This is a genomic window from Streptomyces sp. JLBG701 (assembly GCF_058544905.1).
The window spans coordinates 7,835,804-7,851,417 of the sequence record NZ_CM178588.1 but is presented as its reverse complement, the minus strand read 5'-3'; the positions used below and the strand labels follow the sequence as shown (position 1 = coordinate 7,851,417).

The following is a 15,614-nucleotide window of genomic DNA, read 5'->3' as shown; positions in this document are numbered from 1 at the left end:
CGGCCACTTCACAGCAACCCCACAGATAGACAGCTGTGTCGTCACCTGGCCGCGCGACCCGCGGCCGCATCAAAGGAGTCAGTGTTGAGACGCCAGTCGCACAGACGCACCTCCCACACCAACACCTCCCCTTCCACCCACCGCCGAGCCGCGACCGTCGCCCTGTTCGGCGTCGCCGCGCTCATCGCCGCCGCCGTCCAGTCGGGCGCGGCGACCGCAGCCCCGGAGAAGGCACCGTCGGCCGCGGGCAAGGCGATCCCCGCTTCCCAGTCCGTCAATCTCTCCCCCGCCCAGCGCGCGGCGCTGATACGCGAGGCCAACGCCGAAAAGGCGGACACCGCCAAGGAGTTGGGCCTCGGCGCGAAGGAGAAGCTCGTCGTCCGTGACGTGGTCCAGGACCGCGACGGCACCGTGCACACGCGGTACGAGCGCACCTACGACGGACTCCCGGTCCTCGGCGGCGACCTGGTCGTCGAGACCGCCAAGTCCGGCGCGACCAAGGGCATCGTCAAGGCCAGCCGGTCCGTCATCAAGGTCGCGTCGCTGACGCCGGCGGTCGCCGCCGCGAAGGCCGAGAAGCAGGCCCTGACCGCCGCGAAGGCGGAGAAGGCCAAGAGCCCCGACGTCAACCAGGCGCCCCGCAAGGTGATCTGGGCCGCGAACGGCACGCCGACCCTCGCCTACGAGACGGTCGTCGGCGGCTTCCAGCACGACGGCACCCCGCAGGAGCTGCACGTCGTCACGGACGCCACCACCGGCGAGAAGCTCTACGAGTGGGAGGCCATCGAGACCGGCACCGGCAACACGGTGTACAGCGGCACGGTCACGCTGACCACCACCCAGTCCGGTTCGACGTACAACCTCACCGACGGCGCGCGCGGCGGCCACAAGACGTACAACCTCAATCGCGGTACGTCCGGCACCGGCACGCTGTTCTCCGGCTCCGACGACATCTGGGGCAACGGCAGCGCGTCCAACCTGGAGTCGGCCGGCGCCGACGCTCACTACGGCGCCCAGCTGACCTGGGACTACTACAAGAACACGTTCGGCCGCAGCGGCATCAGGGGCGACGGCGTGGGCGCGTACTCGCGGGTCCACTACGGCAACGCGTACGTCAACGCGTTCTGGTCGGACAGCTGCTTCTGCATGACGTACGGCGACGGTTCGGGCAACACCAACCCGCTGACCTCGATCGACGTGGCCGCGCACGAGATGACCCACGGGCTCACCTCCAACACCGCGGGCCTCAACTACAGCGGCGAGTCCGGCGGTCTCAACGAGGCGACCTCGGACATCTTCGGCTCGACCGTCGAGTTCTACGCCGCCAACTCCTCCGACGTCGGTGACTACCTCATCGGCGAGGAGATCAACATCAACGGCGACGGCACGCCGCTGCGTTACATGGACGAGCCCGACAAGGACGGCTCCTCCTACGACAGTTGGTACTCGGGCATCGGCAACCAGGACGTCCACTACTCCTCGGGCCCGGCGAACCACTTCTTCTACCTCCTCAGCGAGGGCAGCGGCGCCAAGACCATCAACGGCGTCTCCTACAACTCGCCCACCGCGGACGGCCTAGCGGTCACCGGGATCGGCCGCGCCAAGGCGGAGCAGATCTGGTTCCGGGCGCTGACCACGAAGTTCACGTCGACCACCAACTACGCGGCGGCCCGCACCGGTACCCTCGCGGCGGCGGGTGAGCTGTACGGCACGACGAGCGCCGAGTACGCGGCGGTGCAGGACGCGTGGGCGGGCGTGGCGGTCGGCGCGCGCTCGGACGGCGGTGGCGGCGGAGGCGGTGGCGGTACGTCCTTCGAGAGCGCGACGGACGTATCGATTCCGGACAACGGCGCGGCGGTCAATTCGCCGATCACCGTGTCCGGAATCACCGGCAACGCTCCGTCGAACCTCGCGGTCGCCGTCGACATCGTGCACACCTACATCGGTGACCTCCAGGTGCAGTTGGTCGCCCCCGACGGCACGGCGTACACGCTGAAGGCGTACGGCACCGGCGGGAGCACGGACAACCTCAACACCACCTACACGGTGAACGCGTCCTCCGAAGTCGCCAACGGGACTTGGCAGTTGAGGGTCCAGGACAACGCGGCCGTGGACACCGGGTACATCAACAACTGGAAGCTCACGTTCCCGTAGAGCACCCGCGCACGACAGGGCGCCGTCCCGGAGGGTCAACTCCCCCGGGCGGCGCCCTCTTTGTTGGCCCTTTGCCGTCACCGTGCCCCCGTTTTGTTGCCGCTTTACCTAGATCAAATTGCTTTACATGCCCGAAACGTTCACTCGGCAGTCGGTTTTCGGCCAACATCACTTCGGGGTCCTGACATGTACGCGCCTCGGATGTCACTCTTCCAACCGCCGCCGCACAAGCACCGCAACTTCACAGCTGTCATCCCCCACGAAGGAGTTCGCGTGACCCCCATCTACGCGCGTCACAAGGGCGCCACCCTGGCCATCGCGACCGCTGTCGCCGCCGGAGCACTGCTCACCACCGGTCTGACCACCGGCATCGCGTCCGCCGAGACCACGGCGAGTACCAGCGTTTCGAAGCCCCTGGCCGCCCCGACCACGCTCAGCGCGGCCGCGCGTACGGCACTGATCCAGGAGAAGGACGCCGCCACCGCCGAGACGGCCAAGGAGATAGGCCTCGGCACCAAGGAGGCGCTGGTCGTCAAGGACGTCATCAAGGACGCCGACGGCACGGTCCACACGCGCTACGAGCGCACCTACGCCGGCCTCCCGGTCCTCGGCGGCGACCTGGTCGTCCACGAGTCCAAGTCCGGTGTGACCAAGGGCGTCACCAAGGCGACGAAGTCCACCATCAAGGTGGCCTCGCTCAAGCCGACCATCACCGCCGCGAAGGCGGAGAAGCAGGCCGTGACGCTCGCCAAGTCGGCCGGCTCGGAGAAGACCGCGGCCGACGACGCGCCCCGCAAGGTGATCTGGGCCGCGAACGGCACGCCGACTCTCGCCTACGAGACGATCGTCGGCGGCCTCCAGGAGGACGGCACCCCGAACGAGCTGCACGTCATCACCGACGCGGCCACCGGCAAGAAGCTGTACGAGTACCAGGGCATCGAAACCGGCACCGGCAAGAGCCTGTACTCCGGCACGGTGACGCTCGGCACGTACCTCTCGGGTTCGACGTACCAGTTGTACGACACCTCGCGCGGCGGTCACAAGACGTACAACAAGTCGCACGCCACCAGCTCCTCCGCGGGCACCCTGTTCACCGACGCCGACGACACGTGGGGCACCGGCGCGGCCACGAGTTCCACGACCAACCAGACCCCGGCGGTCGACGCGGCGTACGGCGCGCAGACGACCTGGGACTTCTACAAGAACACGTTCGGCCGCAGCGGCATCAAGAACAACGGTGTCGCGGCCTACTCCCGCGTCCACTACGGCAACGCGTACGTCAACGCGTTCTGGGACGACAGCTGCTTCTGCATGACGTACGGCGACGGCGAGAGCAACACGCACCCGCTGACCTCGCTGGACGTGGCCGGCCACGAGATGACGCACGGCGTCACCTCCAACACCGCGGGCCTGAACTACTCGGGTGAGTCCGGCGGCCTGAACGAGGCCACCTCCGACATCATGGGCACCGCCGTCGAGTTCTACGCGGCCAACTCCTCCGACGTCGGCGACTACCTCATCGGCGAGAAGATCGACATCAACGGCGACGGCACCCCGCTGCGCTACATGGACCAGCCCAGCAAGGACGGCGGCTCGGCCAACTACTGGTCGTCGACGGTGAAGAACCTGGACGTCCACTACTCGTCGGGCCCCGCGAACCACTTCTTCTACCTCCTGAGCGAGGGCAGCGGTTCGAAGACGATCAACGGGGTGAGCTACAACTCCCCGACGTACAACAGCTCCACCATCACCGGCATCGGCCGCGCCAAGGCGGTCCAGATCTGGTACAAGGCGCTCACCGAGTACATGACGTCGACCACGACGTACGCGGGCGCCCGCACGGCGACCCTGAGCGCGACGGCGGCCCTCTACGGCTCCAGCAGCACCGAGTACTCGACGGTGGCGGCTGCCTGGACGGCCATCAACGTCAGCTGACGGCCAGTCAGTTGACAGGCGGCACCCGGGACGAAGGCATTCCCGGGTGCCGCTCTACTCTTGGGCCCCATGCACTTCACGTACGAGGCCGTCGGAGCGACCCGCGAGCCCTCCGCCCCCTGCCCGCCGGGCTTCCACCCCATGCACGTGCGCACGCGCATCGGCGAGGGCGAGGCGGTCTTCCGCAAGGCGTCGGAGTCGCTCCTCTCCTGGGAGATGCACCGCGCGATGGGCGTAGGAATCGACGCGACGTCGGACCGAGCCGCCCCCGGCGTCGACGTCACGGTCACCCTGGCAGGCCTCATCAAGGCCCCCTGCCGCGTGGTCTGGACAGTGGAGGAATACCGCCGCGCGGGCTGGGCGTACGGCACCCTTTCCGGCCACCCCGAGTGCGGCGAGGAAGCCTTCCTCGTGGAACGCACGGGGGACGGCACGGTGTGGCTGACGGTGAACGCGTTCAGCCGGGGGGCGAAGTGGTACGCACGGGCCGGAGGCCCGGCCACGCGCGCCTTCCAACATGCCTATGCGCGGCGGTGCGGGGTGGTGCTGCGGAGGCTGTGCGCGCCGTACGAGGTGATCTGAGCGGCGGCCTCACCGTCGACCATGCTCCGCGCTCCCCTGGGCACAGGCCAGTACTCTTGAGGCATGGAGTACGCGAAGATGCGCACGATCGCCCAGGAGCTCGGTGCCTACGCGGAGCACCTTGAGGGGAGCTGGAACGTCGAGATCGGCCCGTCTGGCCCGATACTGGCCATGATGTGCCCGTCGAAGCGTCACGAGGGCACGGTCCGCCGTATCCGGAACCAGCTGAACGCGCAGCTTCCAGCTACTCACCCTGGGTATGTGTGCGAGAACGGCCCCGAGATCGAGCACCCGTCCATCGGCCGCATGCGGCGCCCGGACGCCGTCGTCATCCCCGAGGACGTACTCGACGAGGAGGGTCTCGCCGTCGACGCGACGCAGGTCCTGGCGGTCATCGAGATCGTCTCGCCGTCCAACCCGAACAACGACTACGGCGAGAAACTCACCGAGTACCCCGCCATGGGCATCGCCCACTACCTGATCGTCGATCCCCGCACCGGCACCATCGAGGTCCACTCCGAGCCCTGCAAGGACCGCTACAGCCGCAAGGATCCGTACATCTTCGGCGACTCGGTACCGTTCGGGCCCTGGACGGTGGCGACTTCCGCGTTCCGCCGGTACGGCAAGGCGGGTACCGGGACAAGCTGACGGTCGCCCGGTGCAGGTCCTCCGCGACTCGGTCGACGAAGGCCGAGAACACCGACGCCGGGATCGACGATACCCAGTGGCACGGTTCGGAGGTCGCCGAAGGCCTCTTCGTAGCGTTCGATGTCGTCTTCCTGTCGCGTAACTCCGACTGAAGCCAGGTTCTCCAGGTAGACGATGAGCTTGAGCGGCTCGCGGAACTCCAGGACGGCGAAGGGCCCGTTCATACCCGGGTTTTACCGGTCCGAGCCCCATCGCCTGGCATCACCACGCGCGCACCACTGCCTGAGCAGCCGCAAGTGGATCCCGGTCGTGCAGCTGAGCGGCAACCACACACCACAGCAGGTTCCCTGCGAGCTTGAACGCCATCTCGGAGGACCCTGCCTCATCGAAACCCGCGCGGTTGACGCGCAGCAGCCCGGCCGGCAAAGATCCGGCCCCTGTCTCCCTGGCCAACCCGTCGAGCGCGGCATGGGCGAAGTCGTGTGGCAATCCGGCCACCAGCGGACGGCCAAGCTCGCTAGCGCACCCGGCGATCGCGCCAAGCCCCATTCGCTCACCGAACGGGACTTCGAACACGGTCACCAATCCCCGAGTCTCCGGCGAGAACTCGGCCCCAAGCAAAGCCCGCATCGTCATCCCGCCAAACGCTCGGCTCAGTTCCACAACTGCGCGCACTGCACGACCAGGCTCGGACGAAGCGGAGCGATCGCAGCGTGCCACATGCATTCCGACGTACACAGCGGAGGCCTCGCCTGTCCGAACTGCTGCACGACGGCCTCCTTCTGCGATGATCACCGCGCCTCCATTCCCCAAGCCCGCCGCCAGTTGTTGTTGAACATCTCCGGGAACTGGTCGATCACTTCAGGCGTGTAGTTCTTCATCAGAGGGTGCGTCTGGAGCGCCAGCTCGTGGGCGTCCTCATAAGCCAGCACCGGAACCGGGACAAGCTGACGGCGCATCCTGCCAGGTATTCATGTCGAGTAGCCGTCTGCGAGTCGGGCGACGAAGGCCGAGAACGCCGACGCCGGGATCAACAGCGCTGGGCCGTCCGGGTTCTTGGAATCGCGGACCGCTACGGCAGCTCGGGAAGACCATGTCAGGTCGGCTATCTCTACGCAGTTGCCACCCTGGTCGTTGCTGTAGCTGGAGGTGAACCAGCGCGCTTCGGCCAGCTCGGAGGCGGAGACATGCATGGGGATCAGAACTCCTTGAGAGAGTCGTGAATCAGGTCGAGGGAGGCGCGGTGTCCCAGTGCCACCGCCTGGAGATCGCCGAAGGCCTCTTCGTAGCGTTCGATGTCGTCTTCTCGTCGCGTGACTCCAGCTGACGCCAGGTTCTCCAAGTAGACGATGGGCTTGAGCGGTTCGCGGAACTTCAGGACGGCGAAGGGCCCGTTCATACCCGGATGCGCTCCGGCCGCGAAAGGAACGACCTGTACCCGGACGTTCGGCAGCCCGTCGGCCAGTTCCGCGATGTGCTGCAGCTGCCCACGCATGACCTGCGCGCCTCCCACCTGCCTCCGCAGCACCGACTCATTGACGATCGCGGTCAGCTTCAGCGGGGACTGCTCGCGACGCAACACCTCTTGCCGGGTCATCCGCACTTCGATGAGGCGATCGATCTCCTCCGCCGGCTTGCCCGCATGCGCTCGCTCATGGATGACACGGATGTACGCATCGGTCTGCATCAGCCCCGGAACGAACTCGGACTCATACGTGTGAAGTCGGGTGGCGATCGCCTCCAGGCTCAGAAACGCCTTGAAGCCCGGCGAGATCACCGGCTTGTACTGGGGTGACTGCCACCAGTCCTTTCTGGTCTTGGTGACGACGGCATACCCCTCCAGTACGGCACGCTCCTCGACAGTGGCCGCGTAGAGATCGCAGAGAGCGATGACATCGGAGGGCTCTACGACGCCGTTCTCCCCGGTCTCCAACCTGGTGAGCTTGGACGGCGCCCAGTACAGCCGCCGCGCGACACTGGCGGCCGTCATCTCCTTCGCGATCCGCAACTGCCGTAACGCAACCCCTAGTTGCAGACGACACAGGGCAGGCGTGGCCAACTCGAGTGCCTCGCTCATCCGTCCTCCTCTTCGGTACTGCTGCCCGTTCCACAGCGAACGTTTCACTCGGGACAGACAGTTTCCGTGACGGGATAGAACCTTCGTCCGTTCTGTCAAAGCATCACTCTAGAGCGGAAGTTCGTCAGAGAAAGTCAGTTGCCAGAATTCTGCCAACCGCATTCCATCCCTCTCGTCACGCAGCCATCCTGGTCACAGCCGGTTACACGGAGAGCAATCCTCGCTACGCCCGGCTACTCAGTAGCGCGCACGAAGACCTTCCGCAACCGCGAGCGCCTCGCCGAAGGGAACCTGATGACGAAGCGTGAATCCGCCGACACCTGCGCCCCCACAGCCCCACTGAACTCCTGGGCACTGGGCTACCCCATGCTGCTCGGCAGTGTTCGCCTGGCGCGTCTCCATGTCCGGCGACGCCTGGCCCTGTGGAACTGGCCGGGGGACATCGACGACGCGGTCCTGATCGTGTCCGAGCTCGTATCCAACGCCGTGAATCACGCGAGGAAGCCGGGCCACGAGATGTGGCTACGGCTCGCCCGCACCGAGGACGGCGGACTGGAGATCGAGGTGTCCGATCCCTGCCCGACATTCGCCAACTTCCAAGACGCGAACACATCTGAGACCGACACAGCCGAAGGGGGCCGCGGCCTGCTCGTCGTGCAGGCACTTGCCGCAGAGGTCTCCTGGAGCACGCGACAGCACGTCGGCAAGACCGTGCGCGCCCGCATCCGTCCTCGTCCTCGTTGACGGCAGACAGCCTGGAGGCCCGGCACTATGAGCATGGCAGGGTCCGATGCATGGCCGCACTCGTGAGAAGCGTGTGATTGGCACCGCTCCCGCAGATGCGCCGAGGGTCTGCGAGTCCGCGCAGCAGTGTCGGCAAACGTCGAGCACACCTCACCCCGCCACCCTCGCGGCATAAGATCTGGTAAACCATGACCGCCTACGACACTTATGGCACCAGCGCCTACACCACCATCGAGTTGGTCCGGCTCGTCAGTAACCGCCTCGGTCTGGCCTTCAGCGAGCGCGACAGCTACTACCGAGGGATCTACCACCGCGCCGACAGCCCCGGCGGACGGATCGAGATCCAGCCCAACCCAATTCCCGGCAACGACGGCGAGGACGACCTCTCCTCTCCCTGAACACCCGGCGGCCGAAGTGCTGTTGCTGACCGCCACTCCCGCCCTCGGCCCCGCCTTGCAGGACCGTCCGGGCTCTATCGAAGGGCTCGTCCACCTGAACCACGAGTCGGCGTGAGCAGATACGGATCAATGAGGGTCGCGACCCTCTTCACGGCGGTGTTCGAGATAGTCGATGCCGCGCCCCAAGAATGTGTCCTCATCGTCCACCACGCATGGCCACTTTTCGCACATCGCAACCACGACGACGTCCGCTACTTCTATGGCCCGATAGTCGATGACGAATCCGTTCCAGTTCCCAATGAGCCTTTCAATGAGGACAAGTTCATCCGACTCATACTCTCGGGCGAGCTCGCCTTCCAAATCTGGTTCAATCCATGCAAGGGACCCTTCATGGGAGACAGTGACCCGATCACCCTGATACTCCACTCCGATTCCCGAAAAGAGCAATTGGTCGCGAATTTTCTCGATGGTCACACCGCTTGGCGCACACACGATCAGAGATTTCACGGTGCCACCACGGAGAGGAGATCATCCAGCGAAGTGACGCCAATTGCTCCTCGATTATTAACTTCCTTTATGACACTTGGCCGCAGCTTTGGACCGTAAACAATCACGGGCTTACTCGTCCCCTCCTGAGTCCGCGTCACCTGAGCTCCGGCCCCCTTTCCGGGACCCGCTTTCACCTGAATAACAGCATTCTGGAGCTCAATATCGAAGTCGGTCAGCGTGGACCCATCTGCGCGGCTGACCGGGACATTGACGTCGTCAACGAGGCCAGGATACTTCGCCTCAATGGCATTAGCCACATCACCTACGAGCGGATCGTCTGAGGTAAAGGTTCTCGAGCCACTTGAGGAGCCGGAGGATTCACTGCTGGCTTCTCTGAGTGCTTTACCCAGCCCGTCGCTAATCCGTCCGATGCCGTCGGCCGTGCCGGCTATGCCGACTCCGACCAGGGCGACGCCGCCCGCGGCGGCGGGTACGCCGACGACGCAGCCCAGGCCGGTTGCGATACAGAGCGCTCCGCCACCAACGATGGCATCTCCGCCCATGCCCATGAGGACCATGCTTCCGGCGGTTTCCGCGGCGCCCCACCAGATCTCGGGCTCCGAGAAGATTACGGAGCCGTAGTTCAGCGCGGTGTCCACAGTGTCCGACAGCAAACCCAAGAGGCCGCCGTCGTCTGAGTCGCCACCGCTGGCCGTGCCCTGGTCGGCAGAAGGGCACTGGTAGTAACAGCCGTCGGAGCCAGTTCCGCCGCGGGGGACACCAGGAGTCGGACTCTGGCCACCGCCACCTCCGCCGGGGCGTGGTTCGTTGTGGCCCGTTCCGTCGTCAAGCCACAGCCCCGTGGGGTCACTGGAAGTGACCGGGGTGTTTGCGGCGTAGCTGTAGCCGTTGAGAGTCTGGTGCTGAGCGGGAGCGAGCACCGGGTCGACGCTGATGAACTGGCCGATTGCCGGGTCGTATTCGCGGGCGCCGATGTGTGTCAGGCCCGTTGACTCGTCGGCGGGTTTGCCGAGGAAGCGTTTGTCGTCGGGCCAGGTGGTCGGGGTTGTGCCCCGGGGGGCGCCGAAGGGTGTCGTGTAGCGCTTGGTGATCGCCCACGTCGTCGCGTCGAGGGCCACGCTTGCGGTGCCGTGGGGGTCCGTCGCGAGGAAGGCGAGTTTGGTGGTGCTCGTGCCTGCCGTGGCCGTGCGGACGGCGATGGTCTGGCCGCCGGCCGCGTAGTAACGCGTGCCCGTCAGGGTCTTCGTCGTGCCCTTGACCGTGAGGCGGACCTCCGTGTCGCCGAGGTAGAGGACCGTGTCACCGTCGCCCGTCGCGCGGCGGATCAGGAGCGTGCCGTCGGCGTCGTAGAGGTAGTCGGTCTTCTTGGTGCCCTCGGCCAGGCTGGCCAGCTTGTCTTCGCTGTTCCAGCCGAGGGTTTGGGTGGCGGTGGCGCCGGGACGGTTGATCGTGTTGCCGGTGTCGTCGTAGACGTACGAAGTGGTCTTGGCGCCGGTCGTGTGGTCCAGCGGGTGGGGCTGGCCCGTCGAGGTTCCGTAGGCGTAACTCGTCGTCTGGTTGCCGCTGGCCAGGTTCTGCGTCTCGGAGCTGCGCTGGCCGGACGTGGTGTAGCCGTACGAGGTCCAGTAGGAGGCAGCACCGCCGAGGTTGGCCGTAGTGCGTCCGGTGCTGGAGCAGTCGGCCGTCTTGGGGGTCCACGCTTCGGTCAGGCGGCTGTAACCGTCGTAGGCGAAGCACTGGTTGTCGGCCTGGCTCGTGCCGCCGAGGGTGCTGGCGTCGCTGATGGAGGTGACGTTGCCCGCGTCGTCCTGGGTGAAGGTGAGGTCCTGCGGCATGTAGCCGTGGGTGTCGTCGGTGACGTACGACCGGGTCAGGCGGCGGGTGCCGTTCTCGTAGCGGTAGTTGAGGTACGCCTTCTTCGCTGAGCTGGTGGAGTCCATGCCCACCGTGAGCATCGTCAGGTCGCCGAGTTCGGAATAGGCGGCGCCCAGGAGGTAGCCGGTTGTGCCGTTGACGGTCTTCGGATTGCCCAGGGTGTCGAAGGTGTTGGTGATGCCCTCCGAGGCGAGACCTGCGACAGCCGGGTCACCGATGGCAGAGAGTTGGTTGGCCGCGTTGTAGGTGGCGGTGAAGTTCAGTGTCTGCGGAACGCCGGCCGTGACCAGGGCATCGCTCGCCGGGAGGGTCAGCGAGGTGGCAGTGGCGTTGTAGAAGCCGTCGAACTTCGTGACCTTCTTGACGTACGCCGTCCCGCTCGTTCCGCCGACGTAGCGCGTGGCGGTGTCCTGCTGGCCCTTTGCCACCTGGTCGTAGTCCCAGTGGGCCAGCTTGTTCGCGGCGACGGTCTTGTCGGCCTGCCACATGTCGGTCTTACGGCTGAGCTCGTCGTACTGGTAGATGAGCTTGCGGTCTTCCGCGTCCGTGGTCCACTCGACCTGGTCAAGGCTGGTGTAGTGGGTCGTGCCGGTGCCCTTGTCCGGGTCGGTGGCGCTGGTCTGGCGGCCGAAGAGGTCGTAGACGTAGGACCAGACGCTGTTGTCGTGGGCCGTAATCGTCTTCTGCTGTCCGGCAGGTGTGTAGGTGTAGCGCGTGTGGTTGTAGGAGCCTGTGCCGTCAGGGTCGGCGTATTCGCGGCTCTCGGTCGTCTGGCCCAGCGCGTTGGTCAGGGTTGATGTCGCCTGGCCGCCGACGGGGGCCGTCTGGATGACCCGGTCGCCCTGGTACTTCGTGGTGGTCGTCCAGCGGTGGACCCCCTGCACCTTGGTCTCACTGGTGACCGGGCGGGCCGCACCGTCGTACGTCGTGTCCACCTGCATAGGGGCCTGGCCACCCTCGACGGTCGCCCCGGTGCCTGACGGTGCGTTGTTCGCGTCCCAGATGTCCGACAGCGTGGAGCTGACCAGGCCACGGGTGTCGTACTGGGTCAGGTTGACGAGGCGGCCGCCCGACGGGGACGGGGACTGGGTTTCCCTGGCTCGCAGCAGCGAGTCGTAGATCGTGTAACTCGTGGTGTATCCCGATGCCGTCGGCGTCAGAGTGCTCGTCGAGACCCAGGCGCTGTCCCTCGACACGTGGTAGGCGTACGTGTAGTTCGGTGTGGCGCCCGCGATACGCAGCCGGTTGGGGAGCCATACCTGTGTGAGGCGTCCGAGGCTGTCGTACGTCGTCTCCGTGATCTTCGAGTTGGGGTCGGTCACCTTGGTGGCGGCACCCGTGGCGAAGTCGACGACCGTGACGGTGTTGTAGGTCTTGGCGTTGCCGACCGTCGTGCCTGTGAGGGGGCCGGCGTCCACCGGGTTGTAGACGGTCTTGCTGACCAGCGCGTCGTTCGTGTCCGTGAGGACCAGCGGCCTACCGAGGGTGTCGAACGTCGTGATGCCCAGCTTCTGCCAACTCGGCTGATCACTGCTGTCGTAACCGCTGGCGCGGCCGGTCCACTTGGGCTCGCCCTTGGTGGGCGTCTGGCCGGCGGTCCAGGCTGTGGCCGCGTCGTAGGTGGTGGCGATGTCGGAGATGACGTCGCCCGCGGCGGTGGAATCGGCCGGCAGGTCGAGTGCACTGTCGGCGGTGGCGCAGGGCTTGGCGGTGGTGCGGGTACGCGAGGCGAGGGCGGTCAGGCCCGCGGAGAGGTTGCGGGCGTACCAGGTGCGGGTGCAGGTCTCGTCACCGGACACCGCGTCGTCGCCCTTGTCCTCCACGGTCTGCGGCTTGCCGTAGTCGTCGTACGTCGTCACGGTCGTCCGGGTCCGGTCGACGGCCGTGGCACTGCTGGTGACGTTGGTACGGGCGTGGGTGGCACCGGTGCGGACGTAGTACGCCTCTGTGTCCGCGTAGGACTTGTGCTGCGTCGCGGTCTTGCGAGACCAGGGATCGTTGACGGTGCCGGAGACTTCGGCGGCACCGTTGTAGGTGACGGTCTCCCTGGTGAAGCCGGCGTACTGGTCGGCATCGGCGATCGCGGTTGCCTTGATTCCAGTGGCCTGGGCGCTTCTGCGGGTGTCCGGGTCCAGCGTCGTGCCGTCCGACTTCAGCAGGCGGTCACCGTTCATGCCCCGCATGTAGACGGTCACGGTCTTGCTCTGGGTGCCGTCGCTGGGGCCGGTCAGGTGGGTGACCTTCGAGAAGCCGCGCCATATGGACCATGTGCGCTCCTTCTCCGGGGTCATGGGGTCGTCGTTGTAGTGCCAGGCACCGCCGCCGGCGTACTGGTAGGCGTCGGTGATGGTGCCGGAGGCGCCCGTCTCGTCGGTGGTGTTGACGACGGTGACGGGGTACTTCTGGAACCAATCCAGGGTGGGGTCCACATCGCCCCCGTTCGGGCGCCAGTACACGGGATAGCACGTGCCGGTGTTCTGGTCCGGGCGAGGCCTCGTCCCACCTGCGACGCAGTCCGCGGCTGCATACGTGACGGCGGTCTTCGCACCGGTCTCGGTTGTGATGCCTGTCAGGCGCGGCTTTGCCAGGGGCAGGATGTTGTCGGACTCGCCATCGACCCGGTTGGCGAGGAACTCGTAAGTGAAGGTGATGGGGTCCGTCGACAGCGCTGTGCCGTGTTCGCCGGTGTGCTGGATGGACTGCAGCCACAGCGACTGGTCCCCAGAATCTCCGATCTCACCAGGGTCGACATAGGTCTGCGTCAGCGTCCAGGAGTCGACGGGCTGGAAGTCGGCGCTCGGGGTGAGGGCCGCGTTCCAGGCGTAGGTGTGGACGCCGGTCAGGCGTTTGCGGGTGAAGAAGCTGGGGCCGACGTTCCCGGTGCACTTGTCGCCGTCCTTACAGATGGCGTCGAAAGGCACATCGGGCCAGCGGGGGCTGGTGCTCTCGGTCAGCGACTCGCATTCGGTGGCGGTGCGAGTGCAGCGCTCGTCGTAGGTGAACGTGACCTTGTCGGAGGCAGCGGGGGTCCCGGAGAACAAGGCGCCGGCCCGCTGGCCGTAGAGGATCTTGGAGAGGTAACCGCCACGGGTGTACGACGTGCCCGTGCTGTCGTCGCCGAGTGTGTCGTAATTGTTGGTTTCGGCGGTGTACCAGTAGCTCATGGCGTTGTTGTGGGTGTCCTCGACATAGTCGAGGTTCCAGCGCCATGCCTGGTCCTTGGCACGTCCGCTGAGCGAGGTGCCGCTGCTGTAGCCGGGTTCGCCGTCGTCGTCGCCGAAGACGGGAACGGTCCAGACACTGTTGGTGCGTTCGCTGCCCGCGCCGTCAAGCTTGTTGAGACCGAATGCGTACTTGGTTCCGTCGCCGGTGATGACGGTCCAGTACTCGCCCTTGCCGTCCCCCTTGCCGCCGGAGACGGTGTCGCCGTCATCGCCATTGTCGGCACCGGTGGAGTGAGTGACGAGGGAGGCGTCGTCGTCCTTGAGGCGCCAGGTTCCGCTGGTGTCGTCCTTGACCAGCTCGGTGGCCTTGCCGTTGAGGACGAGCGAGGCGTTGTCGTACTTCCAGCACTGGTCGTACTTGCCGTCTTGGCCGTCGTCATCGCAGGAGCCGTACTTGCGCTCGATGTAGGACGAGGTCAGATCGAAGCCCTCGCCGATCTGGCTGCCCTGGTTGTTGGTGTTGGCTGTACGGCCGTCCACACTGCCGGAGTCATAGGAGATGGCCAGGCTGGGACTGGGGCCGGCGGCGGCCGGAGGGGCCTTGAGCGGGTAGTTCCAGGTGAAGGTGCCCGAGGAGCCACCTGCCTGCCAGGTGGAGGAAGCCGACAGCGGGGTGGCCTTGTAGTCACCGCCGCCCGACTGGGTTCCTGCCGCGAGCGCGAGCACCATGGTCTGGCCGTCGGCCGTCGCCGACTCAGCGGTGCTGAAGGCGAGTTGGGCTTGGAGTTTCTGGCTGCCGCGGTCGTTGCTGTAGGTCAGCGGCGTCGTGCTGCGGCATGAGGCCTTGCCGGGCCGTGCGAGGGCGCAGTCGGGCAGGCGCAGGACCTGGAGGCGTCCGGCCCAGTCTCCGCTGTAGGCGCCAGCGAAGGACGAGTAGTCGACGGCGAGGTCGGCTGTCCCGCCGGTCCGCGGGGCTGTGACGGTCAGAGCAACGCCCTTGATTCCAAGGGCCTTTGTCTGCTTCCGGCTCAGCACGGACACCTTGACCGACTGCGCAGCCTTCTTAGCCCTGGCCGTCTTCACAGCGGGAGCAGAAAGGGAGAGGGGCAAGGATCCGGCGGTGGCCTTGGCCGTTCCGACGGAGGGAGTGGTGAGGGTGATGGTCGCAGGGGCAGGCCAAGCAACCGTTGTGTCCTGGTCGCGCAGCGCCCGGTCAGCAGCCTTCTTGTTGGCGGCTTCCTGACGGGCGATCAGGCGGGAGGTCGCCGTCTGCTTCGGCTTCAACGGAACCGTCTTGACCGAGACCTGCTTGGGATCTTGGGGACGGCCCAACGGCTCGGTCCCCTGGGCCATGGCGGTCAGCGGACTGAGCAAGCCGGGCAGGAGGGCGAAGGCGACGGTGACGGCTATCCGACCGCGTCGGCGGGTTTGGACCGTGGTGGCGGTGCGGCGGCGGAACGGCGGCATGGGTCTCATGTCCTAGCTCCATCAAGAGCCCCCGGCGGGGCAGGAAGTGGGAGGACGTGC

At 66.3% G+C, this 15,614-nt stretch carries 13 protein-coding genes; 6 read left to right on the top strand and 7 right to left on the bottom strand.

Annotated features, from left to right (window positions below; all coding sequences use genetic code 11):
- Window positions 1-84: 84 nt before the first annotated feature.
- The 4 genes from AC5DRG_RS36405 to AC5DRG_RS36390 all read left to right on the top strand — a co-directional run bounded on the left by AC5DRG_RS36405 (window position 85) and on the right by AC5DRG_RS36390 (window position 5,319).
- Window positions 85-2,154 (top strand): M4 family metallopeptidase, encoded by a 2,070-nt coding sequence (locus tag AC5DRG_RS36405; RefSeq protein ID WP_491803897.1) that lies wholly within the window; start codon window positions 85-87, stop codon window positions 2,152-2,154.
- A gap of 273 nt (window positions 2,155-2,427) precedes the next feature.
- Window positions 2,428-4,089 (top strand): M4 family metallopeptidase, encoded by a 1,662-nt coding sequence (locus AC5DRG_RS36400; RefSeq protein WP_491803896.1) that lies wholly within the window; start codon window positions 2,428-2,430, stop codon window positions 4,087-4,089.
- A 69-nt stretch (window positions 4,090-4,158) separates the two neighbouring features.
- Window positions 4,159-4,671, top strand: a complete 513-nt coding sequence (locus AC5DRG_RS36395; RefSeq protein WP_491803894.1) for a DUF1990 domain-containing protein — start codon at window positions 4,159-4,161, stop codon at window positions 4,669-4,671.
- Between the two features lie 63 nt (window positions 4,672-4,734).
- Window positions 4,735-5,319, top strand: a complete 585-nt coding sequence (locus AC5DRG_RS36390) for a Uma2 family endonuclease (RefSeq protein WP_491803892.1) — start codon at window positions 4,735-4,737, stop codon at window positions 5,317-5,319.
- On the opposite strand, the gene AC5DRG_RS36385 is transcribed toward AC5DRG_RS36390, so the two are convergent.
- The 5 genes from AC5DRG_RS36385 to AC5DRG_RS36365 form a co-directional block, all read right to left on the bottom strand.
- Window positions 5,208-5,543 (bottom strand): hypothetical protein, encoded by a 336-nt coding sequence (locus AC5DRG_RS36385; protein ID WP_491803891.1) that lies wholly within the window; start codon window positions 5,541-5,543, stop codon window positions 5,208-5,210. The two genes, AC5DRG_RS36390 and AC5DRG_RS36385, sit on opposite strands and share 112 nt — an antisense overlap.
- A 37-nt stretch (window positions 5,544-5,580) precedes the next feature.
- A complete protein-coding gene (locus tag AC5DRG_RS36380) occupies window positions 5,581-5,901 on the bottom strand; it encodes a hypothetical protein (protein WP_491803890.1) in 321 nt (106 codons plus the stop codon).
- 209 nt (window positions 5,902-6,110) lie between these two features.
- Entirely contained in the window at window positions 6,111-6,278 is a 168-nt protein-coding gene (locus AC5DRG_RS36375) for a hypothetical protein (RefSeq protein ID WP_491803889.1), read from the bottom strand.
- Window positions 6,279-6,290: 12 nt separating this feature from the next.
- Complete coding sequence (locus AC5DRG_RS36370; protein ID WP_491803887.1) at window positions 6,291-6,512, bottom strand: DUF397 domain-containing protein; 222 nt, start codon at window positions 6,510-6,512, stop codon at window positions 6,291-6,293.
- Window positions 6,513-6,517: 5 nt separating this feature from the next.
- Window positions 6,518-7,396 (bottom strand): helix-turn-helix domain-containing protein, encoded by an 879-nt coding sequence (locus tag AC5DRG_RS36365; protein WP_491803886.1) that lies wholly within the window; start codon window positions 7,394-7,396, stop codon window positions 6,518-6,520.
- A gap of 294 nt (window positions 7,397-7,690) precedes the next feature.
- Between AC5DRG_RS36365 and AC5DRG_RS36360 the strand changes: the two genes are divergently transcribed.
- Window positions 7,691-8,140, top strand: a complete 450-nt coding sequence (locus AC5DRG_RS36360) for an ATP-binding protein (protein WP_491803885.1) — start codon at window positions 7,691-7,693, stop codon at window positions 8,138-8,140.
- A gap of 188 nt (window positions 8,141-8,328) precedes the next feature.
- Complete coding sequence (locus AC5DRG_RS36355; RefSeq protein ID WP_491803884.1) at window positions 8,329-8,538, top strand: hypothetical protein; 210 nt, start codon at window positions 8,329-8,331, stop codon at window positions 8,536-8,538.
- A gap of 126 nt (window positions 8,539-8,664) precedes the next feature.
- Here the strand turns inward: AC5DRG_RS36355 and AC5DRG_RS36350 are convergent, their stop codons facing one another.
- Together AC5DRG_RS36350 and AC5DRG_RS36345 are read right to left on the bottom strand one after the other, a co-directional pair.
- Window positions 8,665-9,045, bottom strand: coding sequence for a hypothetical protein (locus AC5DRG_RS36350; protein ID WP_491803883.1), 381 nt, complete (start codon window positions 9,043-9,045; stop codon window positions 8,665-8,667).
- Window positions 9,042-15,554, bottom strand: a complete 6,513-nt coding sequence (locus AC5DRG_RS36345) for an RHS repeat-associated core domain-containing protein (RefSeq protein ID WP_491803882.1) — start codon at window positions 15,552-15,554, stop codon at window positions 9,042-9,044. The genes AC5DRG_RS36350 and AC5DRG_RS36345 overlap by 4 nt, the downstream gene beginning before the upstream one ends.
- Between the last annotated feature and the right edge of the window lie 60 nt (window positions 15,555-15,614).